This window comes from Frigoribacterium sp. VKM Ac-2836, from assembly GCF_013248995.1.
Taxonomy (GTDB): Bacteria; Actinomycetota; Actinomycetes; order Actinomycetales; family Microbacteriaceae; genus Frigoribacterium.
Window position 1 is genome coordinate 25,499 of sequence record NZ_JABRPK010000006.1, and the last position, 24,835, is coordinate 50,333.

The window sequence follows — 24,835 nt, forward strand, 5'->3', positions numbered from 1 at the left end:
CCGAGGAGGCGCGTCCACACCCACCAGGCGATCACCCACACGCACGAGCACTACCCCGACAGTCATCACCGCCACACCCACTGAGGCGAGAGCCCGATCACGGACGCGTGATCGGGCTCTCGGGGTGCTCAGGACGAGGGGCGGTCGACGACCTCGTCGGTGTCGGCTGGAGGGTCGGTCTCGTCGGCGTCGGGGATGACCAGGAGCTCCGAGATGCGGCGTCGGTCCAGCTGGGTCACCTGGAGCCGTGCACCGTCGATCTCGACGACGTCGCCCACCTTCGCCAGGCGCCCGAGGGTCTCGATGACGTAGCCGGCGACGGTGTCGGAGGCGCTGTCGGGGAGGTGGATGCCGGTCGCCTCCTCGAAGTCCTGGAAGTTCAGGCGACCGTCGACGGTCCCCCCTCCTGCCTCGAGATCGGCGGCGGCGGACTCGGTGTCGTACTCGTCGAAGATCTCGCCGACCACTTCCTCGACGAGGTCCTCCAGGGTGACGATGCCGTCGGTGCCGCCGTACTCGTCGACGATGACGGCGATGTGGTGGCCATCGGCGCGCATCGAGGTCAAGGTCGGGAGGACGCGTGCCGTCGCCGGGAGGTAGGAGATGGTGCGGACGATGTCGCGGACCGGTGTGGCGGGGTCCGTCGAGATCGCTTCGAAGAGATCGCGGACGTGGACGAAGCCGATGATGTCGTCGATCGACCGGTCGATGACCGGGTACCGCGAGTAGGGCTGGTCGTGAACCTCGACCGCGGCATCTCGTACGGTCCCCGTGCCGTCCACGGCCGTGACCTCCGGGCGAGGGCGCATGACCTGGCTGAGCTGCCGGTGCCGAAGCGACAACACGTCGTCGAGGATGCGCCGCTCGTCCTCGGGGAGGCCCTCGTGGCTCGAGACGATGTCGCGGAGCTCTTCCTCCGTCATCTCCTCGCCCGTCTTGTTCGGGTCCCCGCCCAAAAGACGGACGACGAGGTTGGTCGAGATCGACAGCAACCAGATGACGGGACGCATGAGGACGGCGAAGACCGCGAGGACGGGGGCCACGGCGTACGCGAAGGAGGCGTTCCGCTGGATCGCGAGCCGCTTCGGTGCCAGCTCGCCCAGGACGAGCGAGAGGTAGGCGATCACGAGGGTCAGGGCGATCGTCGCGACCGTGGACGCGAGCTGCTCGCCGAGGCCGAGGCCGACCAGCAGCGGCGCGACCGACGGGGCGATGGAGGACGCGCCGTAGGCGGCCGAGGCGAAGCCGGCGACGGTCACGCCGATCTGCACCGCCGCGAGGAACATGTTGGGGTCGCGGGCGAGACCGGCGACTTTCTCGCCGCGCTTGCCACGTGCTGCGATGGCGTTGACCTGGCTCTCACGGAGCGTGACGAGCGCCATCTCCGTGGCGGCGAACACCCCGCCCACGAGGACGAAGACGACGACGAGGACGATGTTGAGGAGCAGGTCGCCGTTCATCGGATCGTGGTGGCCAAAGCTCGGTGGGTGCCCGGGGTCGTCCGGGCACCGGGCCTGTGGCAGTCGGACGGAGAATCTGCTGTGCGCTTCATGGGCAGAGATTACCGGCAGCCCTCCGCCGCCGTCTGTGATCGACGTCCCGAGGCCACGACCGCCGTCTAGGTTGGGCCTGGTACCCATGGAAGGAACCGTCATGAGCATGGAAGGCGCGGCCTGGAGCTCGCTGTACAAGATCTCGTCCGCGAGGGACGGCAAGCACGGCATCTCCCGCGAGTCCGTGCGGCGGATCATGAGGTTCGCGGTGCCCTACCGCTCCAAGCTGGTGGTTTTCATCGGTCTCTCGATCGTGGGGGCCTTCCTCGCCGTCGCGACGCCGGTGCTGGCCGGTCGGGTGGTCGACGTCATCGTCGCGCGGGGCGAGGTCGGAGCGATCGTCCGACTCGCCCTGCTCATCGCCGCCGTGGCCGTGGCCGACGCCGGCGTCTCGCTCGCGACGCGCTGGTACTCGGCCCGGATCGGCGAGGGGGTCATCCTCGACCTCCGCACCGCCGTGTTCGACCACGTGCAGAAGATGCCCATCGCGTTCTTCACGCGCACCCGGACGGGCGCCCTCGTCAGCCGGCTCAACAACGACGTGATCGGTGCCCAGCAGGCCTTCAGCGGCACGCTGTCGGGCGTGGTCACGAACGTCGTGGCCCTCGTCCTCACGCTGATCGTCATGCTCAGCACGTCCTGGCTCGTGACCGTCCTCGCCGTGATCATGCTGCCCGTGTTCCTCGTGCCCGCACGGCGCATGGGCAGCCGTCTCGCGGCGTTGCGCCGCGAGGCCGCCGACCACAACTCGGCGATGAGCACGCAGATGACCGAGCGGTTCTCGGCTCCTGGGGCCACCCTCGTCAAGCTGTTCGGTCGTCCCGACGAAGAGGCCGAGGAGTTCCGCGTCCGCGCCGCCCGCGTCCGCGACATCGGAGTCCGGAGCGCCCTGCTGCAGTTCGTCTTCGTCACCGCGTTGACGCTCGTCTCCGCTCTCGCCCTCGCCCTCGTGTACGGGCTCGGCGGTGCGCTCGCGCTCGCGGGCCAGCTCGACACCGGCGAGGTCGTCACCCTGGCCCTCCTCCTCACCCGCCTCTACGTGCCGCTGACCGGTCTCGCGAGCGCCCGGGTCGAGATCATGAGCGCGGTGGTCAGCTTCGAGCGCGTCTTCGAGGTGCTCGACCTCGAACCGCTCATCAAGGAGAAGCCCGACGCGGCGGTCGTCCCCGACGGCCCGGTGAGCGTCGAGTTCGACGACGTCCGCTTCGCGTACCCCTCCGCCGACAAGGTGTCTCTCGCCTCGCTCGAGGAGGTCTCCACCCTGGACACCCGCGGCGGCGACGAGGTGTTGCACGGAGTGTCGTTCAGGATCGAGCCGGGGCAGACCGTCGCCCTCGTGGGCACGTCCGGTGCCGGCAAGTCCACCATCGCGCAGCTGCTCTCACGCCTCTACGACGTCGACGGTGGTGCCGTCCGACTCGCGGGTGCGGACGTCCGCGACGTGACCTTCGCCTCGATGCGCCACACCCTGGGCATGGTGACGCAGGACGGCCACCTCTTCCACGAGACCATCCTCAGCAACCTGCGCCTCGCCCGTCCGGAGGCGTCGGAGGACGAGGTGTGGGACGCCGTCCGCCGTGCCAGGCTCGAGCCCCTGATCAGGTCGCTGCCGGACCAGCTCGACACGATGGTGGGGGAGCGCGGCTACCGGCTCTCGGGAGGCGAGCGCCAGCGGATGACCATCGCGCGCCTCCTGCTCGCCCAGCCGCGTGTCGTGATCCTCGACGAGGCGACCGCGGCACTGGACTCGACGTCGGAGGCCGCCGTGCAGGCGGCGCTCAGCGAGGCGCTCGACGGGCGGACGGCGATGGTGATCGCCCACCGCCTGTCGACCATCCGCAGCGCGGACATGATCCTCGTGGTCGAGGACGGTTCGATCGTGGAGCGCGGCACGCACGACGAGCTGCTGGCTGCGGCCGGTCGGTACGAAGAGCTGCACCGGACCCAGTTCGCCGTGCAGCGGACCCCTCACGCCACGGATCAGTCGTAGACGCGACCGAGCACCCAGCCGCCGTCGGCATCGAGGACGACCTCGAACATGTGGGTCGTGCCGTCGTCGTCGGTGGCCTGGAAACGCCAGCCCACGAAGCGCCGGGGCGGGTGCGTGATGAAGGCCGGCGTGACGGCCGGCTCGACGCGCAGCTCGGTCGGGGTGTCGCTGACCCGCCACCGACGGCACGACCAGACCAGCCGCGCGGGGAGGTCGCGCTCGAACCACAGCGCGACGGGCTCGTGGGTGGTCTGCGTGGTCATCTCGTCCTCCTGCTCGCTCGAACATGTGTTCGAACGGATCGAGTGTAGGTCAGCACGGCAGGGCGGGCAACCAGATCACGATCGTCCTGACGAGCAGGCGTCGGCACTCCTGCCGGCCCCCTGTCCGCTATGCGAACTGCTCGGGGGAGTAGCTAGATGGCCTAACTACCTCATGGTTTCATTCATGTGTACCGACTTCACGGGCGGTACGGGACACCGCACACGAGTCGCGGTCCCTCCAGATCAGCATCACGGGCAGGCGGCACAGGGCTGCCGAGAACGGATTCACCATGACACTCCTCACCCCGACGCGTCGCCGTTCCGACGAAGGCCGCAGCGCCTTCTCGGAGGTCCGCGAGACCGAGCGCCAGGCGACCCTCTTCGTCATCGCCACGGCCGCCGTCGGCGCGAGCGCGAGCCTCGTCGCCGCCCTCTTCCTCAGCAACGGTCTCTTCCTGTGAACGACGACCTGACCCACCTCGAGCTGGCTCCCACCGAGCCCCTCGACCTCTCGATGCTCTTCGAGGCCGACGCCGCCTGATCCGCGGCTCGGCCGCGGCCCCCGGCGCGTCGGCGGCCCCGCCCGCGACGTCCATGCGGTTCGGAGCCGGCGCCTCCTACCCTGGTCGGCATGCAGACCCTCCACCCGACACCCGTCGATCCGGCGGCACGACTCGACGACCGGTACGGCCGTCGGCCGGGTAGAGCTCGTCGCTCGCGGCTGATCGCCCTCGTGTCGGGTGGCCTCGTGGCCGTCGTGGTGGCGGCGTGGGTCGTGCTGGTCGCCTTCGACGGCGACTCGGCCGAGCTCGAGGTGAGTCACTACGGCTTCACCGTCGCGGACGACGACGCCGTCCGGGTGCAGTACACGATCAACGTGGCCGGCGGCACCGACGTGAGCTGCGCCGTCCAGGCGCTCAACGAGAATCGTGCGGTGGTCGGCTGGAAGGTCGTCGACCTGCCCGCCGTCGACACGTTCACCCAGACCTACACGACCTCGCTGGTGACGAGCGAGCGTGCCGTGACCGGGTCGGCGTACCGCTGCTGGGTGCCCTGAGCCGCCTGCCGTCCGGTCCGACGACGACGCGACCCGCGCCTCCTGCAGGAGGCGCGGGTCGCGTCGTTCGGGGCGGCGTCGCCACCCGGCCGGTTCAGGAGGCCTGCGGCACCCGGTTCGCCTTCGCGAGGTTGGCGACGAGCTCGTCCTTCGTCTGGCGCACGACGTAGGCGGGACGGTCGCGCTCGACGCGCCAGCTCTCGGACAGCGGGCTGACGTCGACGGTGTCGAAGCCGAGCTCGTCGTAGAGGTCGGTCATCAGGGCGACGGCCTCGGGCGAGTCGCTCGACGTCGCCAGGGCGCGACGGTCGGGGGTGCCGGAGGGGGCGACGTCGGTGGTGATGTCGTCGGCGGGGATGTGGTTGAAGCCCTTCACCACGCGGCTCGTGGGCAGGTGGCGCTGCAGCATCTCGGCGGTCGTGTCGGTGCCCTGGTCGAGCGCCTCGATGTGACCGTCGCGCTCGAAGTAGTAGTTGTTCGTGTCGATCACGGTCTTGCCGGCGAGCGGCTCGACGGGCACCTGGTCGATGTTCTTGAGGGGGACGGTGACGACGACCACGTCGCCGGCCGCGCCGGCCTCGGTCGCCGTGGCGGCCCGCGCCTTGGGGCCGAGGTCGGCCACGAGGTCGGTGAGGGTCTCGGGTCCACGCGAGTTGCTGATCACGACGTCGTGCCCGTGGGCGATGACCGCCCGGGCGACCTGGCTGCCGATGTTGCCTGCTCCGATGATTCCGTAGGTTGTCATGTGCAACCCAACCGGTGGACGGCGCACTCCCTTCCCGGTGACCCCGTTCTCCCAGGGCATCGCAAGGTGCGAACCCGGCGCGGTGGGGTCGCGGGCGCTCGCCGTGACGCCGGCCACGAGACCGTCGTGATGCGATCGTCACCCGCGCGGTCGTCACCGGAACGCGCCACATGCGACAGGATGGACCCCACACCAGTCACGAGGGGGAGGCGATGGCCGCGCCACAGCAGGACGACGCGCTCGATCGTGTCCTCGCCGAGCGCTATCGCCTGCAGTCCGTCGTGGGTCGCGGCGGCATGGCGACCGTCTACAAGGCCGTCGACGAGAGCCTCAACCGCACGGTGGCCATCAAGGTGTTCCACAGCGCGATGGTCGACCCCGCGCGGCAAGAGGCCGAGCTCGGCGTGCTGTCGAGCCTCGAGCACCACGGCCTGGTCGGCTTGTTCGACGCGGGTGTCGAGCAGGGTCCGAACGGGCCGCAGCGATTCCTCGTGATGCCCCTGATCGCCGGTCTCAACCTCGAGGACCGGCTTCGTCACGGCGCACTCGCCCCCCGGCACATCGCCGAGATCGGCTACGACATGGCCGAGGCGCTCGACTACATCCACGGCCACTCGGTCGTGCACCGCGACATCAAGCCGTCGAACATCCTGCTCGTCGACTACGGCGACCACGGCGCCGCGCGTGCCCGGGCCAAGCTCGCCGACTTCGGCATCGCCCTGACCGAAGACGTCGAACGGCTCACCGCCGAGGGCGTCACGACGGGGACCGCCGCCTACCTCAGCCCCGAGCAGGCCGTGGGCGGCCAGGTCGGCCCCCCGAGCGACGTCTACAGCCTCGGTCTCGTGCTGCTGCAGTGCTTCACCCGCCGGCGCGAGTTCCCCGGTTCGCTCGTCGAGTCGGCCGTGGCCCGGCTGTCACGCGACCCCGTGCTGCCCGACCCGCTGCCCGACCACTGGCGTCACGCGTTGCGCGCGATGACCCGCCGCGACCCCGCCGAACGCCCGACGCGCGCCGAACTCGTGGCGCTGATGCGCGACGTCGTGATCACCGAGAGCACGGAGCACCGTGACGGCCTCGGCGACCTGTCGGTGGGCGACGGCACGACGCGCGGGGGCGACACCGAACCCTTCGACCACAGCGAGGTGCTCGACACCTTGCCGAACGAGGCGCTCGACCGGGTCACGGCCATGGCCGCGCGGCTGTTCGCGGCGCCCATCGCCCTGGCGACCGTGATCGACGACGACCGCACCTGGTTCACCACCCACTACGACCCCGCCGTGGGCGACGTCGCGCGGCAGATCGACCTCTCGCAGGGTGCCGTGCACTCGTCCGAGCCCTTGGTCATCGAGGACGCCGCGACCGACCGTCGCGTGGCGACCAGCCCGCTCGTCACCGGCCCGCTCGGCATGCGGTTCTACGTGAGCGTGCCCCTCACGAGGCGCGACGGCCACACGATCGGCACGCTCTCGGTGATCGACCGCGAACCGGGCACGGCGAGTGACGAGCAGGTCGCCAACCTCGCCGATCTCGCGGCGCTCGTGGTCGCCCAGCTCGAACTGCGACAAGAGAGCCTGCGCATCGCCGGCACCACCACGGGCAACGTGCCGCACGCCTCGCGCGCCGATCTCGACACCCAGGCCTGGAGCCCTTCCGACGACTGAGGTGCGGCAGACTTGCCCGGTGACCATCGAGCTCGTGCCCGCCGACGTGGGTGAGGCCGCCGCCGGGCCCGTCCCCTCGCGTGTCGCCGCCTTCCCGCGCCTGCGCTACATGGGCTCGAAGTACGCCCTGCTGCCCGTGCTGCACGACGTCTTCTCCCGCGTCGCCCCCGTACCGGCCGGCGATCCCGACGACGCAGGAGGCGCGGCTCGGCCCTCGACCGCGATCGACGCCTTCAGCGGGTCGGGCGTCGTCTCGTACCTGATGAAGGCGGAAGGTCGCCAGGTCGTGAGCAACGATTTCCTGGCCTTTCCCGCGGTCATCGCCCGCGCCTCCGTCGTCAACGGGTCGACGACGGTGTCGGACGACCTCGTGGACGAGATCTGCGGCCCGCCCGCCGACGACCGCGACTTCGTTCGTCGCACCTTCGACGGCGTCTTCTTCTCGGCCGACGACCGGGCCTTCCTCGACTCGGCCTGGTCGCACGTCGACCGGCTCGACGGTGCCGAGCGCGACGTGGCGATCGCCGCTCTCGTGCTGGCTGCGGCGCGCAAGCAGCCGCGGGGCGTCTTCACGTTCACCGGCACGCGCTACGACGACGGACGCCGCGACCTGAGGATGACCATGGCAGAGCAGTTCCGGGCGGCCGTCCGGGCCTACGGCGCGACGGTCTTCGACGACGGGCTCGCGCACGAGGCCGTCGAGGGCGACGTGGTCGACCTGACGCGACCACCCGCCGACCTGGTGTACCTCGATCCGCCCTACGCGCCTCCTCGGGACGACGCGGACTACATGAAGCGGTACCACGTCCTGCAGGGGCTGGCCGTGTACTGGCGGGGACAGACGATCATGACCGAGACCAAGACCAAGAAGATCGCCAAGCTCTACACGCCGTTCGCCTACCCGCGCACGGTCGACGACGCCCTCGTGCGCACCTTCGAGCAGTTCTCGGACGCCGGGGCCCTCGTGCTCTCGTACTCGTCGAACGCCGTGCCGAGCCGCGAGCGCATCGAGCAGCTGCTGCGGACGGTCAAGCCGCACGTCGAGGTGCACGTGGTCGATCACACCTACAGCTTCGGCACGCATCGAGCGGCGACCCGCACGGCGGCCACCGAATACGTCTTCGTCGGGAGGGACTGACCATGACCATCCCCACCTTCGACGAGTACCTGGCGTCGCTCGGCCGCATGACCCCGCACGTCGACCCGACCTCCCCTTCGGCGGCGGCGGCCGACCTCGCCCGGGCCGCGGCGAGCCTCGGCGAGCTGCCCGTGGTCGACCGCGACCACCTGGCCGAGTGGACCCGGCAGCACCCGGCGTGGGTGCCGGCCCTCGGCCTGGCGGTCGGGCTGTCGCAAGAGAAGCTGCGCAACTCGCTGCGGCACGCCTTCGACACCCCGAGCTGGCTGACGCTCGCCCGAGGGCGAGCCGACGACCTGGTCGCCCACCTCGACGACGAGTTCGAGCTCGTCCGCCTGATCGCGTCGCAACGGCACCGCACCTACGACTTCGGTGACCTGCTCTCGGCGCGGGCCGGCACGCGGGCGTCGGCGATCCGTGCCGGTGTGTCGGGCCGTCGACTCGAGGACGAGATCGAGGCGATCGCCCGCGACCTCGGGCTCGCCTGCGGCACCCGAACGCGCTTCACCGGCCGGGCGAACCGCACGGCGCCGTGCGATCTCGTGATCCCGTCGGCCGCCGAGCCCGCGATCGTGGTCGCGGCGAAGGGCTTCGACTCGACCGGTTCGAAGCTGACCGACGCGGTACGCGAGATCGAAGAGATGGCCGACGTGCGGCTGCCGCGGCAGACCGTGATGGCCGTGATCGACGGCATCGGCTGGAAGAGTCGCCAGGCCGACCTCCGGCGCATCCACCAGCTCTGGGTCGACCAGCAGATCGACGGGCTCTACACGCTGGCCACACTCGACCGGTTCCGGGTCGACCTGGCCGACGCCGCCCGCCTGCGCCGCCTCATCCCGTAGCGACCCCTCCGCGCGGGACGGATCAGGCTGCGGCGGGGGCTGCGGCGGTGCCGACCCCGTGCCGGTCGAAGGCCCGGCCGAGGTCGATCAGCGTGTCGGCGAAAGCGTCGTGCTGCGACGCCGGCACGACCTCGGCGAACGCGGCCGCGTAGGCGCTCGCGATGGCGGTCGTGACCTCGACGCCGCGCGGCGTGCGGCTGACGATGACGCTGCGTCGGTCGTCGGGATTGCGGCGGCGGTCGAGGTGGCCGGCGTCGACGAGGCGGTCGACGAGGTTCGTCATCGCGCCCGACGAGAGGTCGAGGTGGTCGGCCGCTCGCTTGGGCGTGACCAGGTCGCCGGTGGCCCACACGTAGAAGAGGAACCGGATGTCGGTGTCACCCAGCCCGAAGAGGTCGCCCTGGTGGTCGAGCACCCGGGAGTGGTTCAGCATCAACAGCCGGAACGAGTCGAGCAGGCGCCCGAGGTCGGCGGGGCCGGGGGTGGCGGTGCCGGGATCGGCGGGGGTCGTGACGGGCATGGGGGTCCTCCGTGACACAGGTCGGTGTGCCGTCCATGGCACGGGCTCAGTCAACAAGAGTCTTGACGATCGGGACACCCCCACCACTGGGGACATGGTTTGGCTTGCAAGCCTCTCAAGTAGCAAGTAATTTGATTGCCGTACCACTTGAAGACAACGATCACTTGAAACCAGAACGGTTCGAGTGGTGAGCGTCTCACCGGCGAAGTCCTTGATCTCGTCGCCGGGTGGCCCCCGATCTCCCCCTCCTTCCACCCTCTCGCCCCCTGGAGCACACCATGTCCCGTCCCACCCCCCGCATCGCTCGCATCGCCGCCTGGATCGCCATCCCCGCCGCCCTCGTCGCCTCGGGCATCGTCGTCTCGACCGCGTCGTACTCGGCCTTCTCGTCGACCACGGTCAACCCCACCAGCAACTGGACCGCCGGCACCGTCGCCCTGACCGACGACGACAGCAACACCGCTCTCTTCACCGCCACGAACCTCAAGCCCGGCCAGACCGGCAGCAACTGCATCGCCGTCACCAGCACCGGCTCGCTCGCCTCGGCCGTCAAGCTGTACGGCACGGGCGCCGCCACGACCAACAACCTCGCGTCGAACATCACGCTGAGCGTCGTGCAGGGCACCGGCGGCGGCTTCGGCTCGTGCACCGGCTTCACCCCGCTCTCGTCGGGTTCGAGCCTCTACAGCGGCACGCTGGCCGCCTTCGGCACGAGCTACACCAACTACTCCAACGGCGTCGGCACCTGGGCCCCGACCGGCACCGCGTCCGAGACCCGCACCTACCAGGTGACCTACACCGTCTCGAACACCGCCCCCAACACGACCCAGGGCGGCACCGCGAGCCTCGGCCTCACCTGGGAGGCCCAGAACAGCTGAGCCCCCGGCTGACGCCCGGCTGACCCCCGGGACACGGCACCACACCGCACCACGGCACCAGGCGGCCCGACACCGCATCACCCGCACCATCCCCGAGCAGAGGCACCCATGAGCACGATCGACCTGAAGTTGCGGCCCGCCGCAGCGGCCACGGCCTCGATCACCGTGCCCCTGGGTGCCTCTCGCTCGTGGCTCGACTGGACCCGCCTCGCCCTCGGTACCGCCTCGCGCGTCGTGCTCTACTCGCTGCTCGGCCTGATGGTCTACGCCGCCGCTCCCGCCGCCCTCGGTTGGAGCCCCACCACCGTGATGACCGGCTCGATGGAGCCCCGCATCCACCCCGGCGACGTCGTCGTCGCGAAGCCGGTGGCGGCCTCCGACGTCCACCGCGGACAGGTGCTGCTCTTCGACGACCCCGACCAGGCCGGCCACCTCCGTCTGCACCGCTACTCCGACAACGGCCAGGCCGGGCAGATCGTCACCAAGGGCGACGCCAACCCGAGCGCCGACTCGACCCCGATCGACCGCAGCGCCGTGATCGGTGTCGGTTTCCTCCGCGTCCCCTACGTCGGCACGCCCTTCGTCTGGGCGGCGGGCCACCAGTACGGCCACCTGCTGGTGACCGGCGGCCTGCTGATCCTGATCGTCCTGCTGAGCCGCAACGACCGGTACCTGCTGCGCGAGGACCGCGACGAGCGCGTCGCGTCGAGCCGCGTGACCGCCTCGACCGGCCGCCGTGCACAGCGACGACGCGAGCGGCGCCTCCGTCGCCTCCGGACCGCAGGAGGCGCGATCGGCCTGGCAGCGATCGGCGGCGGTCTCGCACTCACCCTCGTCGTCTCGGGTGGTTCGCACGCCGCGTTCGCCGCGTCGGTGGCGAACCCGACGTCCAAATTGACGGCCGGCGCCTACGACTGCCTCACCGAGACGTTCAGCGACAAGCCCGACTTCGCCTTCGCCTACAGCGAGGTGTCCGGGACGACGGCCACCGACAGCTCGGGCAACGCCCGGCCCGGAACCCTGGTCGGCGGGGCGTCCTTCACCGCCGGAACCTGCGCGGCCGACGACAGCCCGTACCTGACGCTCGACGGCGCCAGCGGTCAGGTCACCACCCCGACGTCGTTCACCGGCTCGAACAACTTCACGATCGAGACCTGGGTCAGGACGAAAACGACCGCCGGTGGCGAACTCGTGGGTTTCGCCAACTCGCAGGCGGGGGCTCCCGGGTTCTACGACCGGCACCTCTACATGACGAACGCGGGCAAGCTCGTGTTCGGCGTCTACCCCAACGCGGTCAAGACGATCGCCTCGCCGCTGTCGTACAACGACGGAGCCTGGCACCACGTCGTCGCGACCCTCTCGAGCACGAACGGCATGAGCCTCTACGTCGACGGCACGAGAGTCGCCGCCGACGCGGCCACCCGGAGCGCACAGGCCTACACCGGCTGGTGGCGCATCGGCCAGCTGCCGCTGTCGGGCTGGACCTCGGCCCCGAGCAGCAACTACTTCGCCGGCTCGCTCGACAGCACCCAGGTCTGGAACACCGGCGTGCTGACGGCGACCGGGGTCACCGCCCACTACAAGGCGGGGCGCTGAGCCCGAGCCTCCTCGCTCAGCCGGCCAGCGCCTCCTCGATGACCGCGACGACCTCGGGGGCGTCCGGCTCGGTCGTCGGGCGGAAGCGGTGCACGGCACCGCCGGGCGTGACGACGAACTTCTCGAAGTTCCACTTGACGCGGCCGGCCTTGCCGTCGGCGTCGGTGGCCTTCTTCAGCTCGGTGTAGAGCGGGTGCTCGCCACGACCGTTGACCTTGACCTTCTCCATCATCGGGAAGGTCACGCCCCAGGTCGCCGAGCAGTACTCCTCGATGGCCTCGCCGCTCGAGAGCTCCTGGAAGAACTGGTTGCTGGGGAAGCCCAGCACCGTGAAGCCCTGGTCGCCGTACTGCTTCTGCAGCGCCTCGAGCTTCTCGTACTGCGGGGCGAGGCCGCAGCGCGAGGCCACGTTCACGACCATCACCACCTTGTCGGCGTAGGCGCCGAACGTGGTGGACTCGCCGCGGATCGTGGTCAGGGTGATGTCGTCGAGGGTCATGCGGTCGACGGTAGGCCCGCCTGCTGCGAACCTGCTCGCGATCTGCGCCGCCGTTCCGTCCTGCGCCCCTGGTCACCCCGCGTCCGTCGTCACCCTGCCATCGTCGGCAACTCCTGACCCGTGCGTCGCCGAGGTGGAGCGAGCCGCCAGGCTCTCCGCCCTCTCGGTCCGAGCACTCGCGGCAGGGAGGAGTTCCCGACACCCACGACGGGCCGCGGCCCACCCGCCGTGCGGATGAGTGCCCTGATCGCGGCGGCCGTGGCCTCCCACAGGTCTCGCAACATCACCGTCCCTGCCCGGAACGGGATTCGACCGTCGCGAGCTATGTCGGCATCTTTAAGGCGGTCCTTGTCGAAGCGTGTCTCGTGATGTCTTCGCCCGTCCGTCTCGAGACCGACGATGCCGTCGACCACCATGTCGATGATCTTCGGCGTTCCGGGGATGGGCACCTGGCGCAGGACGTGATGCCCTGCCTGCCGGAGTCTCGTGCCCGCCGCGCTCTCGAGGATGCTCTCGGCGCCGGAGTCGCTCCACGCCACGAGACCGGCAGCGTCGGCACGTTTGCGGGACAGCACTTCGGCCGCATCGTCGTCCCCCTCGACGATGCCTGCCCGCCTGGCCCAGTCGACCAGGATGACCGCATCCTCGAGAGACCGGGTCTCGACCACTGCCCGGGCCAAGGCGTCGCGGGGGTCGACGGACCAGGTCGAACCGCGACCACTGATCTCGAGGGCATCCCATACGACCCGGACTCCGCGCCGGCGCCGCAGCCGCGAAGCCGTCTCGGGGACCGACACCGTCACGGGCGGCCGGGACCACGACCACGCGCCCAACTGATGCAACGCGGAGGCACCGGTGAGTCGACCACCCACGGCGACCGCGATGTATCGAGGGTCTTCAGGCGCCCAGGTGGAGTACCACCCGCGCCGGGGCCTGCTGACGGTGCGTGAACGAACCGCGACCGTCAGATGCCGGTCGTTGGCACCGGATGCGACGAGGTCGTGTTTGTGGAGGAGCCCCCCGGCGGACGAGACGAGTTCGGCGATCGTGGTCATGCCACACGAGCGTGGCGACGAGACGGGCTCCCTCGTCGAGCACGCATCTGCGGGTGTTCAGGGAGCGTCCGGCATCGCCTCTGGGGAGGAGGCGTCGGAGGAGGCGTCAGAGGAGGCGGCGGAGGAGGCGTCGGAGGGGCCGACGCGAGGTTCCTGCGAGCCGCGGGTCTCCGGTCGGCAATTCCTCCCTCACGTGCCGAACGTGCCTGTCGCGCCGCTCAGTTCGCCGCGGCCGCAGCACGGGGCAGGAGTTGCCGAACGCAGAGCGCGGCGCGGGCGGGGGCAACAAGGAGCGGCACGCAGATGTCAACCCCCTCGGGGTGAATGGTGCGGACTTTGGAGCGCGTGCAACAATTCGCAGAGATGGCTGCCTGGGACGACAAGATGCGCTTCGACGCGCGCGGTCGCGATCTCGACGAGGCCATCGACATCATGGAGGCCGGCTACAACGGCCGTGGTTTCCACGTCGTCCCCACCGAGGCGCCTTTCGCCTTCCGCCACACGATCGTGGGCGACGGGGCGATGACCCTCCGCTCGACGATGTTCATGGGGCGTGTCGACGGCCAGGCCGCGGCGGGCGACGAGCACGTCGTGCACTGGCTGCTCGGCGGGCGTTCGACCGTCGACAACGGTCGCGACGAGGTGGCCGGCGCCGTCGGGCGGCCGATCCTCTTCCCCGAGGGACGCGAGTTCGAGTTCACCACCGAGGACGTCAACCAGAGCCTGCTGCACCTGTCGAAGTCCGTCGTCGACGAGGTCGCGGCCGAGCGGCTCGGCATCATGCCCGGCACGCTCCGCTTCGACCACGCCGCCCCCGTGTCGTCGGCTGCGGTGCAGGCCTGGCACGCGACCGTGCGCCTGATCGGCCGCGTCTACCTCGGATCGGGCGAACCCAGCGACATGATGCGCTCCGAGATGGCCCGACTCGCCGCCGGCGCCCTGCTCGACACCTTCGTCCACACCTCGACCTCGATGCCCGCGGCCCTGCTCGCACCGCGCAACGCGAGCCTGCGCCTGGCCGTCGAGTACATGCACGCCAGCGCCCACCTGCCGATCTCCGCCGTCGACATCGCCCGGGAGGCGGGGCTCACCCCGCGCGGGCTGCAACAGGCGTTCAGCCGCCACCTCGACACCACCCCCACGGCCTACCTGCGCGAGATCCGGCTCGGGCGCGTGCACGAGGCGCTGCGGGCGGCCGCCCCGGACACGACGACCGTCGCCGACGTCGCCCGACACTGGGCCTTCGCCCACCTCGGTCGGTTCTCGGCCGCGTACCAGCAGCGGTTCGGCGAGTACCCCCGCGAGACGCTGCACCGCGGCTGAGGTCAGTGTCCGATCGCGGCGTACACGTGCAAGGCGCCGGGGACGACCTCGACCGTGACGGGCAGCGGTCCGACACGCTCGCCGTCCGCGTAGGCCGCGACCCCGTCGGCCTCGACGACGGCACGACGCACCCGGTGCACCGTGACGTTCGGGTGGCTCAGGTGGGTGCCGCGGAACACGCTCGGGAAGAGCCGCACGAACTGCCACCGGGTGAGCCGCTCGACCACGAGCACGTCGAGCAACCCGTCGTCGAGCACGGCGTCCGGGGTGACCTTCATGCCCCCGCCGAGGGACTGACCGTTGCCGATCGAGATCAGGGTGCCCTCGACCGTCGTCGCGACGCCGTCGAGTTCGAGGCGGTAGGCGATCTTCGGCAGGCGGACCAGTTCGATGGCGAGCGCTACGTCGTACCTGCGGCGACCCTTCGGCCAGCTCAGCCGGTTGGCCCGCTCGTTGACGACGGCGTCGAAGCCTGCCGACACCATGCAGGCGAACCAGGTGGCGCGGCCGTCGGCCTGCAGCACGCGGCCGGCGTCGATGGTGGTCGGTTCGCCCTCGAGCAGCCGGACCAGGAGGCGCGTGGCCGCCTCGGCGTCGTCGTGGGGCAGCCCGAAGGCCCGGGCCGTGTCGTTGCCGGTGCCCGTCGGCACCAGTCCCAGCGGCACGTCGGTACCCGCGACCAGGTTCGCCCCGAGGTTCACCATGCCGTCGCCGCCGACGACGATCAGCGCGTCGGGGCGCTCGCCGCGACCGGGATCGAGCTCGCGGCGGGCCGCGGCCACGAGATCGTCGTAGCTCGACTCCGTGAGCGGCACGACGGTGTGGCCTGCTTCTCGCAGAACGGCGAGCACCCGGTCGATGAGGTGCTCGCGGCCGCCGGCGGACGCACCGGGGTTGATCGCCACGACCAGGCGGAGGGGCATCGGGCTCATGGGGACGATCCTGCCAGCCACGCGCCCGTCCGGGTCGGACGGCCCGCCGCGGGTGGCGGGCATACTGGACAGCGACCGGACCGACGAGAGGCACCCCCACCATGAGCAGCACCCACGGCACCACGACCACCGCGACCCCGGCTCCCTACGAGCCGACGATCCGCGAGTCGCCCAACCGCGGGGCCGGTCTGTTCGTCGGCACGGTCTTCCTGCTGCTCGGTGCCATCGGCTTCCTCGTCGAGGACATGGGCACCTTCTTCTCCACCCAGGGGGCCTCGCTCTGGTTCGTCTGGAACCTCAACCCGGCGCTGGTCGTCGTCTGGGTGCTGGCCGGCGCCGCTCTCATCATCGCGGGTGCGTCGTCGCGGGCGAGTGCCCGCTACATCAACACCTGGATCGGTCTGATCTTCGTCGTCTTCGGCGTCGCCGGGTTCTTCCTCGAGGGCACCGACGTCAACTTCCTCGCGTTCAACCTCGGTGACAACGTCACGCACCTCGTCGGTGGTCTGCTGCTGCTCGCGACCGCGGTGGGGGCCGAGCGCCGCCGCCGCTGACCCGGCGGGGAGCCGCCTCGCAGCGGCCTGTGGTCCGCCTGCGCGTCCGCCGGGATCGTCCCCGGGGGCTACCGACGCCGGGCGTCTCTGGCTAGGTTTAGGGTCACCTAACCCAGGTCACCCAGGAGGTGCGTCTCATGACCGTCGTCATCCCCTTCTCCGAGGCGGTACGCGAGCGAACGGCCGAGCGCGTGCCCACCGACGTCGGCTGCTCGTTCATGACCGACCTGCTGATCGGGCGCGGCACGCGTGACGACTACGTGCAGCTGCTCGCCCAGCACTACTTCGTCTACGCCGCCCTCGAGGACGCCGCCGAGAGCTGGTCGGGCGACGTCGTCGTGGCACCGTTCCTCGCCCCGGGGTTGACCCGGTTGCCGGCCATCGAGGCCGACCTGGCGTTCTTGCTCGGCGACGACTGGCGCACCAGGATCGCGCCGCTACCGACCACCCGCGCGTACGTCGAGCGCATCGAGCTGGCCTCGACCTGGGCCGGCGGGTTCATCGCGCACCACTACACGCGGTGCCTCGGCGACCTGTCGGGCGGGCACCTGATCCGCAGCATCCTGCAGCGACGCTTCGGGTTCGACACGAACGGGGTCGGCTTCTTCCTGTTCGCCGAGATCGCCGAACCGAAGTCGTTCAAGACGACCTACCGCCGGCAGCTCGACTCGGTGCCCTGGTCCGACGACGAGCGCGAGCAGGTGCTCGACGAGGTCTGCGCCGCCTACCGCTTCAGTACCGAGCTGTTCGCCGACCTCGCCGCCGCGAAGGCCGCCGCCTGACTCGCAGCGGTCAGGCGGCCGCCGTGAGGCGAGCGCTCAACCCGCGGCGGCCGTGGCGTCCTCGGCCACGCCGGCGTCGGCCGCGGCCTTGATCGCCGGCACGCGCGACGCCTCGCTCATGAAGCGGCGGACGTCGAGGTCGACGATGATGTCGGCCGGCCGGAGCGGGCGAGACAGGTAGAGGCCCTCGAGCGAGGTGATGCGGCTCAGGGCGACGTAGGTCTGCCCCGCACTGAACACCCGGGAGCCGAGGTCGACGATGGCCCGGTCGTAGGTCTTGCCCTGGGACTTGTGGATCGTGACGGCCCAGGCGAGCCGCAGCGGGAACTGCGTGAACTCGGCCACGACGTCTTTCTTGAGCTGCTTGGTGGTCGCCGAGTACGAGTACTTGTGTTTCTCCCACACGACGGGCTGCACCTCGTGCACCTCGCCGTCGACCTCGACGAAGACGGTGTCGCGCACCCGGGTGACGACGCCCGTCGTGCCGTTGACCCACCGCTGCTCGGAGTCGTTGCGGAGGAACATGACCCGGGCCCCGACCTTGAGCTCGAGGGCTTCGTCGGCCGGGTAGGCCCGCCCGCCGAACTCGCCGCTGACCTCGGCCTTGGCGGTCATCACCTTGCCCGACAGGCGATCGAGCTCGACCTTGTTGATGCGGTTGACCGTGTCGTTGCGCGTCGCCAGGGTGATGGCCCCGCCGTCGGTGGGCACCGGCCGGGCGCCGGCGCCGTTCAGCGCCCCGGCGATCTCGGCCGTGACCCGACCGTGCCGCACGGCGTTGAGCATCTCTTTGAAGTCGCCCTCGGTCTGGCGGTGGATGAACGCGAGCTCGTAGATGCGCAGGCTCGCCTCGGCCCACACCTTGGCGTCGAAGAACCACATCGAGCGGTAGTTGTCGCGGAAGTACTCGCGCTCTTCGGCGTCGCCGGGCACCGGTGGCAGTTGGTAGGGGTCGCCGAACAGCACGACCTGCACCCCGCCGAACGGCTCGTGTTTGCGCTGTCGGGCCTGGCGCAGCGACCGGTCGATGGCGTCCATCAGATCGGCGTTGACCATCGAGACCTCGTCGATGACGAGGGTGTCGATGGTGTTCAGCAGCTTGCGCAGCTCGGCGTTCTGCTCGATGTCGTGGTCGGCGATGAGCCCCACCGAGAGGCGGAACAGCGAGTGGATCGTCTGGCCGCCGACGTTGAGGGCGGCGACGCCCGTGGGGGCGCAGATGACGATCTGCTTCGAGGTGTTCCACGACAGGTGGTTCAGCAGCGTCGACTTGCCGGTGCCTGCCCGTCCCGTGACGAAGATGTGCTCGCGGGTGTTCTCGATCGCGTCGTACAGCGCCTGCTGTTCGGCGGAGAGGGCCACGCTCACGACGACGAGCACCTTTCAGGAGGGAGTGGGGGAGGCCACCAATCTACCCGCGACGGGGGCGACGCTCGGCTGTTCGTGACCCGCGCCTCCTATTGTTGTCGTCATGTCGTCGTCTGTGGGGGAGGGGACGCGCTCACCGCTCGGCTGGCCTTTCGTCGCGATCTGGGGCGGAGCGCTGCTCTTCGTGCTGATCGGTTTCTGGGTCACCGTCGTGGCGCTGAACGCCACCGTCTACAGCGCCGCCGGCTTCGCCCGCGGCTACGTGGCCGCGGTCGACCGCGGTGACACGTCGAGCGCGCTGACCCTCGCGGGCGTCACGCCGACCGACCAGCTGGCCGATGCGCTGCTCGAGGTGCCCTCGCTCGGCGGCGTCGACGACGTGACCGAGGTGGGCGACGTCGACCTCGGCGACGACACCCACGCCATCACGCTCTCGTACTCGATGCAGGGCACGTCGGCCACGGCCGAGGCCCCGGCCCAGTCGCAGTTCGTCGTGCAGCGGGTGGGCACCCGGTTCGGGCTGTTCCACTCGTGGCGCTTCGTGCAGGCACCCACCGCGCAGCTCGACGTGACGCCCCAGCACGACTCCCGGTTCAGGGTGGACGGTCGCGACGTCACGACCGACGCCCCCGACGTCGCGACCCGGTTCACGGTGCTCGCCCCGTCGCGATTCGAGCTCGACCATTCGTCGCGCTACCTCGAGGCACCGACGGTCCAGGCCGACGCGCTCAGCGTGGGGGCGACGACGGGGGTGTCGATCGAGGTGCAGCCGCGGGTCGCGTTCGTCGAGGCCGTGCAAGACATGGTCGACCAGCAGCTCGACGAACAGTGCGTCACGCAGCAGGTGCTGCTGCCCGCCGGCTGCCCGTTCGGCCGCCAGGTCGACGACCGGGTCACCGACGACCCGACGTGGACGGTCCCCGTGCACCCGGTCGTCTCGATCGTGCCCGGTCCGTCGGGCCAGTGGCAGGTGCCCGGTGTGGCCGGCACCGCCCACCTGGTCGTCGGTGCCCAGTCGCTCTTCGACGGCAAGCGGTACACGATCGACGAGGACGTCCCGTTCACGGTCACGTACCTGATGCGCATCAGCACCTCCGACGAGCTGACCTTCGAGTAGTCACTCCCGGTCAACGGACGGAGGCGCGGCGCAGGAACGCGTACGTCCCCGCGATCGCGGCCGCCGCGAGCAGCGCCGCCGTGAGTGCCGACCACCAGCTCTGGTAGTTCGCGAACACGGTGGGCAGCGAGGGGCCGGAGGCGAGGAGTGCGACGGCCAGCACGAGGACGATGCCGATCGAGATGCCGAGCGGACCGCGCGGCCCGAACCGCAGCCAGGCCGCTCCGAACACCCCACCGGCCGTCTGGGCGACGAGGGCGCCGAGGAACACGATCGGGACGAGCGCGCCCAGGTCGCCGGCACCGAGGACGTTGACGTCGAAGACGTAGAAGCCGCCGAACCAGTGGTCGGTCAGGATCTCGAGCGCGAGCAGGGCGGCGGACACGCCGGTCAGGTAGAGCGCGACGAGGGTGTGCGTCACGGCCGTGCCCAACGCGAACGCGCGCCGCGTCGCCCCGAACGAGGCGGCGAGGGGGAAGGTCGAGGCGACCGAGGCGACGCCCATGGCGACGAGGTACCCGGACTGGGCCCACACGACCCCCGGATTGAAACGCGCGCCGGTGGCGTATGAGGTGCCGTCGTCGTAGGTGCCCGAGCGTTGGAGGGTGACTTGGATCACCACGGTGACGGCGACCGTGATGGCTACGATGATCAACGGTACGAGCAGGACGCTGCGTCGACGGGCGAACTGCAGGCGGACGACGGGCATGATGCGGTTCACGAGGCGGCTCCTTCGAGTTCGGTGTCGCGCGACCCGAGCGCCGCGACGACCTGTTGCAGTGAGACCCCCGAGAGTTCGACGCCCGCGGTGGCCGCCTCGGCGCGCGCGGTGCCGTCGGCGACGCCGTCCACGACCGCCGTCTTAAGCCCGCCCACCGCGTGCTGCGACAGGAGGCGGCGCCCACTCGTGAACCGGTCGACGGTGGATGCCGTACCCGCGACCTGGTAGGCGGAGGCCCGCGCTTGGTCGACGTCGGAGTCGAGCCGCACCCGGCCCTCGTCGAGCACGACTACCCGCTCGAGCAGGGCTTCCATCTCGTCGATCAGGTGGGTCGAGAGCAGGATCGTGCGGGGGTGGGTCGAGTAGTCGGCGAGCAGGCGGTCGTAGAAGAGCTGCCGGGCCGTGGCGTCCAGGCCGAGGTAGGGCTCGTCGAAGATCGTCAACGGGGCCCGAGAGGCCATGCCGATCACGATCGACGCGGCGGACAGCTGCCCGCGGGACATCTTCTTCAGGTCGGTCTTCTCGGGCACCCGCAGTTCGGCGGCCAGGTCGCGGGCGAGCGCGGCGTCCCACCCGCGATGGAAGGCCGGCGCCACCGACAGCACGTGCTTGAGCCGGAAACCGTCCGGGTACCGCTGACTGTCGCGCACGAACGACACCCGCGACAGGACGTCGGCGTGGTCGGCGGGCTCTCGGCCGAAGACCCTCACCGCGCCTCCTGATGGTCGTTCCTGGCCGGCGACGCAGGCCATCAACGTGGTCTTGCCGGCGCCGTTGCGGCCGAGGAGGCCGCAGATGACGCCTTCGTCGACGTGGAGGTCGACGCCGTCCAGGGCTAGGGAGGAGCCGTAACGGCGGCTCAGGTCGGTGATCTCGATCACGGGGCTCATGACTGGTCCTCTTGTTCGATCAGGTGGTGGAGGGCGGCGACGTCGATGCCCAGCGCGCGCGCCTCGGACACCAGGGGGCGCACGTACTCGTCGGAGAAGCGGGCCCGTCGGTGTTCGGCCAGGCGCTCGCGGGCGCCGGTCGCGACGAACATGCCGACGCCCCGGCGCTTGTAGAGGATGCCGCGGTCGACCAACAGGTTGACGGCTTTGCCGGCCGTGGCCGGGTTGATCCGGTAGAACGCGGCGAGCTCGGTGGTCGACGCCACCGGTGCCTCGTCGGCATAGGTGCCGTCGAGCACGTCCTTCTCGATCTGCGCAGCGAGCTGCTGGAAGATCGGCGTCCCATCGTCGAGCACAACAGCTCCTTTGGTTAGCTACTTAGGTAGTTAACCTAGGAGGCGCGGATCGGCCTGTCAAGGTCCGTCCTGGTCAGGCGGTGGCCGCTCCAGCCCGCTCGAGGTCGCGCACGTCGCCCACGCCGCCGAAGGTCGCGCGATAGGCCCGCGGGGTGGTGCCGAGCACGCGGGCGAAGTGGTGCCTCAGGACGGCGGCCGAACCGAAGCCGACCCCGTCGGCGATCGCGTCGATGCCGAGCCCCGTCGCCTCGAGAAGCTCTTGCGACCGCAGGAGGCGCTGGCGGGTGAGCCATGCCCCGGGCGTCGCCCCCGCCTCGGCCTTGAATCGTCGGGCGAAGGTGCGCGGCGACATGTGCGCCCTCGCGGCCAACCCCTCGATGCTCAGGTCGTCGCGGAGGTGCCCGAGCATCCAGTCGGTCAACGGCGCGAGGGAGTCGTCGACCTCGACCGGGAGGGGCGTCTTGATGAACTGGCTCTGACCGCCGTCGCGGTGCGGCGGGACGACCATGCGCCGAGCGATCACGTTCGCGGCGGCGGCACCGTGCTCGCGGCGGACGAGGTGCAGGCAGGCGTCGATGCCGGCGGCGGTGCCGGCGCTCGTGATGATCCGGCGGTCCTCGACGAAGAGCACGTCGGGGTCGACGTCGATCGCGGGGTACTCGCGCTGCAAGGCGTCCGAGTACCGCCAGTGCGTCGTCGCCCGGCGGCCGTCGAGCAACCCGGCCTCGGCGAGGACGAACGCCCCGCTGCAGACGCTCAGCAACCACGCCCCCCGGGCCTCGGCCGCGACGAGCAGCTCGCGCACCGCCGGCGAGACGAACTCGGCCTGGTCGGGGCGGTTCCATAGGGCCGGCACGCAGATGACGTCCGCGTCGGCCGCGGCACCCAGGTCGAGGTCGACCGTGATCGAGAACCCCTGGTTCGTGCGGACGAGCCCCGGGTGCTCGGTCACGATGCGGTGCTCGAACGGAGGCGCGCCCTCGTCGGTCCGGTCGAGGCCGAACACCTCGCAGAGCACCCCGAATTCGAAGGGCGCGACGCCGTCGGCGACGATCGTGGCGACGGTGCGGAACGGGGGCATCGGGGCTCCTGGGGTGAGTCGAGCCGCACGCCGCCACGACGTGGACACAGCGCCATCTTTTCTCGTGGCGTGGTGATCACATCGTGGCGCGTTGGCGGGATGTCGAGGGGTGGTGGCAACACTGCCACTCGTGGCAGGAGCTGTCCACCCGTAGGGTTCCTGCCATGACGCCCGAGCCCCGCCCGACGCCCGAGTCGCGACCGACCGCCGCCCTCCTCGACGAGCTGCTCGCGCCTCCTTCGCTCGTAGCCTCCCGCGCCCTCGAGGCCGCCGCCGCCGTGTCGAGCCCGGCCCTGCTCGCGCACAGCCGCCGCTCGGCGGCGCTCGCCGTCGACCTCGGGCGACGTGAGGGCCTGGCCTTCGACCACGAACTGCTGTTCGTGGCGGCGGCCCTGCACGACGTCGGGTTGACGTCACCGTTCGACAGCCACACCGAGCCGTTCGAGCGAGCAGGGGGCGAGGTCGCCCGGGTGTTCGCGACGGGGGCGGGCTGGTCGGCCGAACGGGCCCAGCGGGTGCTCGACGTGATCGTGCGGCACATGTGGCCGGCGGTCTCGGCCGACCTCGACGTCGAGGGGCATCTGCTCGAGCGGGCGACGAGCCTGGACGTGTCGGGGGTCGGTGGCGACGACTGGCCGGGCGAACTCGTCGGCGCCCTCGTCGCGCGCGTGCCCCGGGACGGCTTCGGCGTCGAGTTCGCCGGGTCGATGTCGACCCAGGCCCACCGGAAGCCCGGGTCCGAGGCCGCCCGGGCCATCCGTGGCGGAATGCGCGACCGCATCGCCGCGAACCCCCTCGACCGGCCGTGAGTCGAACCACATCCGGCGCCGATCGGGTAGAATGATGCAAACGTATTGATTTGGAGAGCACGCGCATGGCACACCCCCTCGAGTTCGGCCTCGACACCTTCGGCGACATCACGGACCGTCTCGACGGCAGTCCGGTCACGCACGCCGAGGCCATCCGCAACCTGGTCGACCAGGCCGTCCTGGCCGACGAGGTGGGCCTCGACTTCATCGGAGTCGGCGAGCACCACCGCAAGGACTTCGCCGTCTCGGCCCCCGAGGTCGTGCTCGCCGCGATCGCCGCCCGCACGAAGACGATCCGTCTGGGTTCTGCCGTCACGGTGCTCAGCTCGGACGACCCCGTCCGGGTCTTCCAGCGCTTCGCCACAGTCGACGCGATCTCGAACGGCCGGGCCGAGGTCATCCTGGGCCGCGGCTCGTTCACCGAGTCGTTCCCGCTCTTCGGGCTCGACCTCCAGGACTACGAGGTGCTCTTCGAAGAGAAGATCCAGCTCTTCGCCGAGCTGCTGAAGGAGGGGCCGACGACCTGGTCGGGCACCGTCCGCGCCGGCCTCGACGGGCAAGAGGTCTACCCGAAGACCGAGGGCGGCTCGATGCGCACCTGGGTCGGCGTCGGCGGATCGCCGCAGTCGGTCATCCGGGCCGCGCACTACGGGTTCCCGCTCTTCCTCGCGATCATCGGTGGCCAGCCCGCCCAGTTCGCGCCCTACGCCGACCTCTACCGTCGCGCCCTCGGCGAGTTCGGTCACGACTCGCAGCCGATCGCGATGCACTCGCCCGGCTTCGTCGCCGAGACGGACGCCGACGCCAAGGAGGCGCTGTTCCCCTACCAAGAGGAGCAGACGAACCAGCTCGGTCGCGAACGCGGCTGGCCCCCCTACAGCCGCGCGCAGTACGAGGCGAGCGCCAGCTCGACGGGTGCGCTCTACGTGGGGTCGCCCGAGACCGTCGCCACGAAGATCGCGCAGAACATGCGTCTGCTGGGTGCGACCCGCTTCGACATGCGCTACAGCATGGGGCGCCTGCCGCACGAGCTCATGATGCGCAGCATCGAGCTCTACGGGACGAAGGTCGTGCCGCTGGTCCGCGAGATGCTGGCCTGACC

26 protein-coding genes are annotated in these 24,835 nt (G+C 70.6%); 14 read left to right on the plus strand and 12 right to left on the minus strand.

Features of this window, described 5'->3' with window-relative positions; genetic code table 11:
- Positions 1-128 precede the first annotated feature (128 nt).
- Complete coding sequence (locus HRF36_RS14445; RefSeq protein WP_173211088.1) at positions 129-1,460, minus strand: hemolysin family protein; 1,332 nt, start codon at positions 1,458-1,460, stop codon at positions 129-131.
- Between the two features lie 193 nt (positions 1,461-1,653).
- Here HRF36_RS14445 and HRF36_RS14450 point away from each other — a divergent pair, with 193 nt between their 5' ends.
- Complete coding sequence (locus tag HRF36_RS14450; protein WP_173211090.1) at positions 1,654-3,543, plus strand: ABC transporter ATP-binding protein; 1,890 nt, start codon at positions 1,654-1,656, stop codon at positions 3,541-3,543.
- On the opposite strand, the gene HRF36_RS14455 is transcribed toward HRF36_RS14450, so the two are convergent.
- Positions 3,534-3,806, minus strand: coding sequence for a hypothetical protein (locus HRF36_RS14455; protein WP_173211092.1), 273 nt, complete (start codon positions 3,804-3,806; stop codon positions 3,534-3,536). The two genes, HRF36_RS14450 and HRF36_RS14455, sit on opposite strands and share 10 nt — an antisense overlap.
- Before the next feature lie 290 nt (positions 3,807-4,096).
- Between HRF36_RS14455 and HRF36_RS14460 the strand changes: the two genes are divergently transcribed.
- Positions 4,097-4,267, plus strand: coding sequence for a hypothetical protein (locus tag HRF36_RS14460; protein WP_173211094.1), 171 nt, complete (start codon positions 4,097-4,099; stop codon positions 4,265-4,267).
- Positions 4,268-4,437: 170 nt separating this feature from the next.
- Entirely contained in the window at positions 4,438-4,863 is a 426-nt protein-coding gene (locus tag HRF36_RS14465) for a DUF4307 domain-containing protein (RefSeq protein WP_173211096.1), read from the plus strand.
- 94 nt (positions 4,864-4,957) lie between these two features.
- On the opposite strand, the gene HRF36_RS14470 is transcribed toward HRF36_RS14465, so the two are convergent.
- Positions 4,958-5,668, minus strand: coding sequence for an NADPH-dependent F420 reductase (locus HRF36_RS14470; protein ID WP_371740211.1), 711 nt, complete (start codon positions 5,666-5,668; stop codon positions 4,958-4,960).
- A gap of 152 nt (positions 5,669-5,820) precedes the next feature.
- Between HRF36_RS14470 and HRF36_RS14475 the strand changes: the two genes are divergently transcribed.
- The 3 genes from HRF36_RS14475 to HRF36_RS14485 are packed head-to-tail and all read left to right on the plus strand — an operon-like array spanning position 5,821 to position 9,252.
- Entirely contained in the window at positions 5,821-7,272 is a 1,452-nt protein-coding gene (locus HRF36_RS14475; protein WP_173211100.1) for a GAF domain-containing serine/threonine-protein kinase, read from the plus strand.
- 19 nt (positions 7,273-7,291) lie between these two features.
- A complete protein-coding gene (locus HRF36_RS14480) occupies positions 7,292-8,410 on the plus strand; it encodes a DNA adenine methylase (RefSeq protein WP_371740212.1) in 1,119 nt (372 codons plus the stop codon).
- 2 nt (positions 8,411-8,412) lie between these two features.
- Entirely contained in the window at positions 8,413-9,252 is an 840-nt protein-coding gene (locus HRF36_RS14485) for a hypothetical protein (RefSeq protein WP_173211102.1), read from the plus strand.
- 22 nt (positions 9,253-9,274) lie between these two features.
- On the opposite strand, the gene HRF36_RS14490 is transcribed toward HRF36_RS14485, so the two are convergent.
- Positions 9,275-9,772, minus strand: coding sequence for a MarR family winged helix-turn-helix transcriptional regulator (locus HRF36_RS14490; RefSeq protein WP_173211104.1), 498 nt, complete (start codon positions 9,770-9,772; stop codon positions 9,275-9,277).
- 278 nt (positions 9,773-10,050) lie between these two features.
- Between HRF36_RS14490 and HRF36_RS14495 the strand changes: the two genes are divergently transcribed.
- The gene (locus HRF36_RS14495; protein WP_055977732.1) at positions 10,051-10,650 is read left to right on the plus strand and encodes a hypothetical protein; all 600 of its coding nucleotides are present in this window, start codon (positions 10,051-10,053) and stop codon (positions 10,648-10,650) included.
- Positions 10,651-10,758: 108 nt separating this feature from the next.
- Positions 10,759-12,246, plus strand: a complete 1,488-nt coding sequence (locus HRF36_RS14500; RefSeq protein WP_173211106.1) for a signal peptidase I — start codon at positions 10,759-10,761, stop codon at positions 12,244-12,246.
- A gap of 16 nt (positions 12,247-12,262) precedes the next feature.
- Here the strand turns inward: HRF36_RS14500 and HRF36_RS14505 are convergent, their stop codons facing one another.
- Together HRF36_RS14505 and HRF36_RS14510 are read right to left on the minus strand one after the other, a co-directional pair.
- On the minus strand, positions 12,263-12,745 hold the full coding sequence (locus tag HRF36_RS14505; RefSeq protein WP_173211108.1) for a glutathione peroxidase: 483 nt from the start codon (positions 12,743-12,745) through the stop codon (positions 12,263-12,265).
- Between the two features lie 89 nt (positions 12,746-12,834).
- Positions 12,835-13,800 carry a glycyl-tRNA synthetase gene (locus HRF36_RS14510; RefSeq protein ID WP_173211110.1) on the minus strand — a complete coding sequence of 322 codons (966 nt, stop codon included), beginning with the start codon at positions 13,798-13,800 and terminating at the stop codon, positions 12,835-12,837.
- Between the two features lie 363 nt (positions 13,801-14,163).
- On the opposite strand from HRF36_RS14510, the gene HRF36_RS14515 reads away from it, so the two are divergent.
- Positions 14,164-15,123 (plus strand): helix-turn-helix domain-containing protein, encoded by a 960-nt coding sequence (locus HRF36_RS14515; protein WP_173211112.1) that lies wholly within the window; start codon positions 14,164-14,166, stop codon positions 15,121-15,123.
- A 2-nt stretch (positions 15,124-15,125) separates the two neighbouring features.
- Here the strand turns inward: HRF36_RS14515 and HRF36_RS14520 are convergent, their stop codons facing one another.
- Positions 15,126-16,055: a diacylglycerol kinase family protein gene (locus HRF36_RS14520; RefSeq protein WP_173211114.1), complete on the minus strand. Its 930-nt coding sequence runs from the start codon at positions 16,053-16,055 to the stop codon at positions 15,126-15,128.
- A 101-nt stretch (positions 16,056-16,156) separates the two neighbouring features.
- Between HRF36_RS14520 and HRF36_RS14525 the strand changes: the two genes are divergently transcribed.
- Positions 16,157-16,609 carry a DUF4383 domain-containing protein gene (locus tag HRF36_RS14525; protein WP_056049797.1) on the plus strand — a complete coding sequence of 151 codons (453 nt, stop codon included), beginning with the start codon at positions 16,157-16,159 and terminating at the stop codon, positions 16,607-16,609.
- 137 nt (positions 16,610-16,746) lie between these two features.
- Complete coding sequence (locus HRF36_RS14530; RefSeq protein WP_173211116.1) at positions 16,747-17,391, plus strand: heme oxygenase (biliverdin-producing); 645 nt, start codon at positions 16,747-16,749, stop codon at positions 17,389-17,391.
- A 36-nt stretch (positions 17,392-17,427) separates the two neighbouring features.
- On the opposite strand, the gene HRF36_RS14535 is transcribed toward HRF36_RS14530, so the two are convergent.
- Positions 17,428-18,759 carry a DEAD/DEAH box helicase gene (locus HRF36_RS14535; protein ID WP_173211118.1) on the minus strand — a complete coding sequence of 444 codons (1,332 nt, stop codon included), beginning with the start codon at positions 18,757-18,759 and terminating at the stop codon, positions 17,428-17,430.
- A 103-nt stretch (positions 18,760-18,862) separates the two neighbouring features.
- Here HRF36_RS14535 and HRF36_RS14540 point away from each other — a divergent pair, with 103 nt between their 5' ends.
- A complete protein-coding gene (locus HRF36_RS14540) occupies positions 18,863-19,876 on the plus strand; it encodes a hypothetical protein (RefSeq protein ID WP_173211120.1) in 1,014 nt (337 codons plus the stop codon).
- A 10-nt stretch (positions 19,877-19,886) separates the two neighbouring features.
- Here the strand turns inward: HRF36_RS14540 and HRF36_RS14545 are convergent, their stop codons facing one another.
- The 4 genes from HRF36_RS14545 to HRF36_RS14560 form a co-directional block, all read right to left on the minus strand.
- Positions 19,887-20,597 carry a hypothetical protein gene (locus tag HRF36_RS14545; RefSeq protein WP_173211122.1) on the minus strand — a complete coding sequence of 237 codons (711 nt, stop codon included), beginning with the start codon at positions 20,595-20,597 and terminating at the stop codon, positions 19,887-19,889.
- Entirely contained in the window at positions 20,594-21,487 is an 894-nt protein-coding gene (locus HRF36_RS14550; RefSeq protein WP_173211124.1) for an ATP-binding cassette domain-containing protein, read from the minus strand. The genes HRF36_RS14545 and HRF36_RS14550 overlap by 4 nt, the downstream gene beginning before the upstream one ends.
- A complete protein-coding gene (locus HRF36_RS14555) occupies positions 21,484-21,843 on the minus strand; it encodes a GntR family transcriptional regulator (RefSeq protein ID WP_173211126.1) in 360 nt (119 codons plus the stop codon). Before HRF36_RS14555 ends, HRF36_RS14550 begins: the two co-directional genes overlap by 4 nt.
- A 73-nt stretch (positions 21,844-21,916) precedes the next feature.
- A complete protein-coding gene (locus HRF36_RS14560; RefSeq protein WP_173211128.1) occupies positions 21,917-22,924 on the minus strand; it encodes a GlxA family transcriptional regulator in 1,008 nt (335 codons plus the stop codon).
- A gap of 164 nt (positions 22,925-23,088) precedes the next feature.
- Between HRF36_RS14560 and HRF36_RS14565 the strand changes: the two genes are divergently transcribed.
- Both HRF36_RS14565 and HRF36_RS14570 read left to right on the plus strand, forming a co-directional pair.
- A complete protein-coding gene (locus HRF36_RS14565; RefSeq protein WP_173211130.1) occupies positions 23,089-23,733 on the plus strand; it encodes an HD domain-containing protein in 645 nt (214 codons plus the stop codon).
- A gap of 65 nt (positions 23,734-23,798) precedes the next feature.
- Positions 23,799-24,833 (plus strand): LLM class flavin-dependent oxidoreductase, encoded by a 1,035-nt coding sequence (locus HRF36_RS14570; RefSeq protein ID WP_173211132.1) that lies wholly within the window; start codon positions 23,799-23,801, stop codon positions 24,831-24,833.
- Positions 24,834-24,835: the final 2 nt, after the last annotated feature.

What these genes read in the sequence shown, in the direction of transcription:
- HRF36_RS14455 (WP_173211092.1), bottom strand. Translation starts at nt 3,806, where the DNA reads ATGACCACGCAGACCACCCACGAGCCCGTCGCGCTGTGGTTCGAGCGC.
- HRF36_RS14520 (WP_173211114.1), bottom strand. Translation starts at nt 16,055, where the DNA reads ATGAGCCCGATGCCCCTCCGCCTGGTCGTGGCGATCAACCCCGGTGCG.
- HRF36_RS14495 (WP_055977732.1), top strand. Translation starts at nt 10,051, where the DNA reads ATGTCCCGTCCCACCCCCCGCATCGCTCGCATCGCCGCCTGGATCGCC.
- HRF36_RS14560 (WP_173211128.1), bottom strand. Translation starts at nt 22,924, where the DNA reads ATGCCCCCGTTCCGCACCGTCGCCACGATCGTCGCCGACGGCGTCGCG.
- HRF36_RS14550 (WP_173211124.1), bottom strand. Translation starts at nt 21,487, where the DNA reads ATGAGCCCCGTGATCGAGATCACCGACCTGAGCCGCCGTTACGGCTCC.
- HRF36_RS14540 (WP_173211120.1), top strand. Translation starts at nt 18,863, where the DNA reads ATGTCGTCGTCTGTGGGGGAGGGGACGCGCTCACCGCTCGGCTGGCCT.
- HRF36_RS14490 (WP_173211104.1), bottom strand. Translation starts at nt 9,772, where the DNA reads ATGCCCGTCACGACCCCCGCCGATCCCGGCACCGCCACCCCCGGCCCC.
- HRF36_RS14460 (WP_173211094.1), top strand. Translation starts at nt 4,097, where the DNA reads ATGACACTCCTCACCCCGACGCGTCGCCGTTCCGACGAAGGCCGCAGC.
- HRF36_RS14565 (WP_173211130.1), top strand. Translation starts at nt 23,089, where the DNA reads ATGACGCCCGAGCCCCGCCCGACGCCCGAGTCGCGACCGACCGCCGCC.
- HRF36_RS14500 (WP_173211106.1), top strand. Translation starts at nt 10,759, where the DNA reads ATGAGCACGATCGACCTGAAGTTGCGGCCCGCCGCAGCGGCCACGGCC.
- HRF36_RS14510 (WP_173211110.1), bottom strand. Translation starts at nt 13,800, where the DNA reads ATGACCACGATCGCCGAACTCGTCTCGTCCGCCGGGGGGCTCCTCCAC.
- HRF36_RS14485 (WP_173211102.1), top strand. Translation starts at nt 8,413, where the DNA reads ATGACCATCCCCACCTTCGACGAGTACCTGGCGTCGCTCGGCCGCATG.
- HRF36_RS14475 (WP_173211100.1), top strand. Translation starts at nt 5,821, where the DNA reads ATGGCCGCGCCACAGCAGGACGACGCGCTCGATCGTGTCCTCGCCGAG.
- HRF36_RS14470 (WP_371740211.1), bottom strand. Translation starts at nt 5,668, where the DNA reads ATGCCCTGGGAGAACGGGGTCACCGGGAAGGGAGTGCGCCGTCCACCG.
- HRF36_RS14515 (WP_173211112.1), top strand. Translation starts at nt 14,164, where the DNA reads ATGGCTGCCTGGGACGACAAGATGCGCTTCGACGCGCGCGGTCGCGAT.
- HRF36_RS14525 (WP_056049797.1), top strand. Translation starts at nt 16,157, where the DNA reads ATGAGCAGCACCCACGGCACCACGACCACCGCGACCCCGGCTCCCTAC.
- HRF36_RS14530 (WP_173211116.1), top strand. Translation starts at nt 16,747, where the DNA reads ATGACCGTCGTCATCCCCTTCTCCGAGGCGGTACGCGAGCGAACGGCC.
- HRF36_RS14505 (WP_173211108.1), bottom strand. Translation starts at nt 12,745, where the DNA reads ATGACCCTCGACGACATCACCCTGACCACGATCCGCGGCGAGTCCACC.
- HRF36_RS14465 (WP_173211096.1), top strand. Translation starts at nt 4,438, where the DNA reads ATGCAGACCCTCCACCCGACACCCGTCGATCCGGCGGCACGACTCGAC.
- HRF36_RS14450 (WP_173211090.1), top strand. Translation starts at nt 1,654, where the DNA reads ATGAGCATGGAAGGCGCGGCCTGGAGCTCGCTGTACAAGATCTCGTCC.
- HRF36_RS14570 (WP_173211132.1), top strand. Translation starts at nt 23,799, where the DNA reads ATGGCACACCCCCTCGAGTTCGGCCTCGACACCTTCGGCGACATCACG.
- HRF36_RS14445 (WP_173211088.1), bottom strand. Translation starts at nt 1,460, where the DNA reads ATGAACGGCGACCTGCTCCTCAACATCGTCCTCGTCGTCGTCTTCGTC.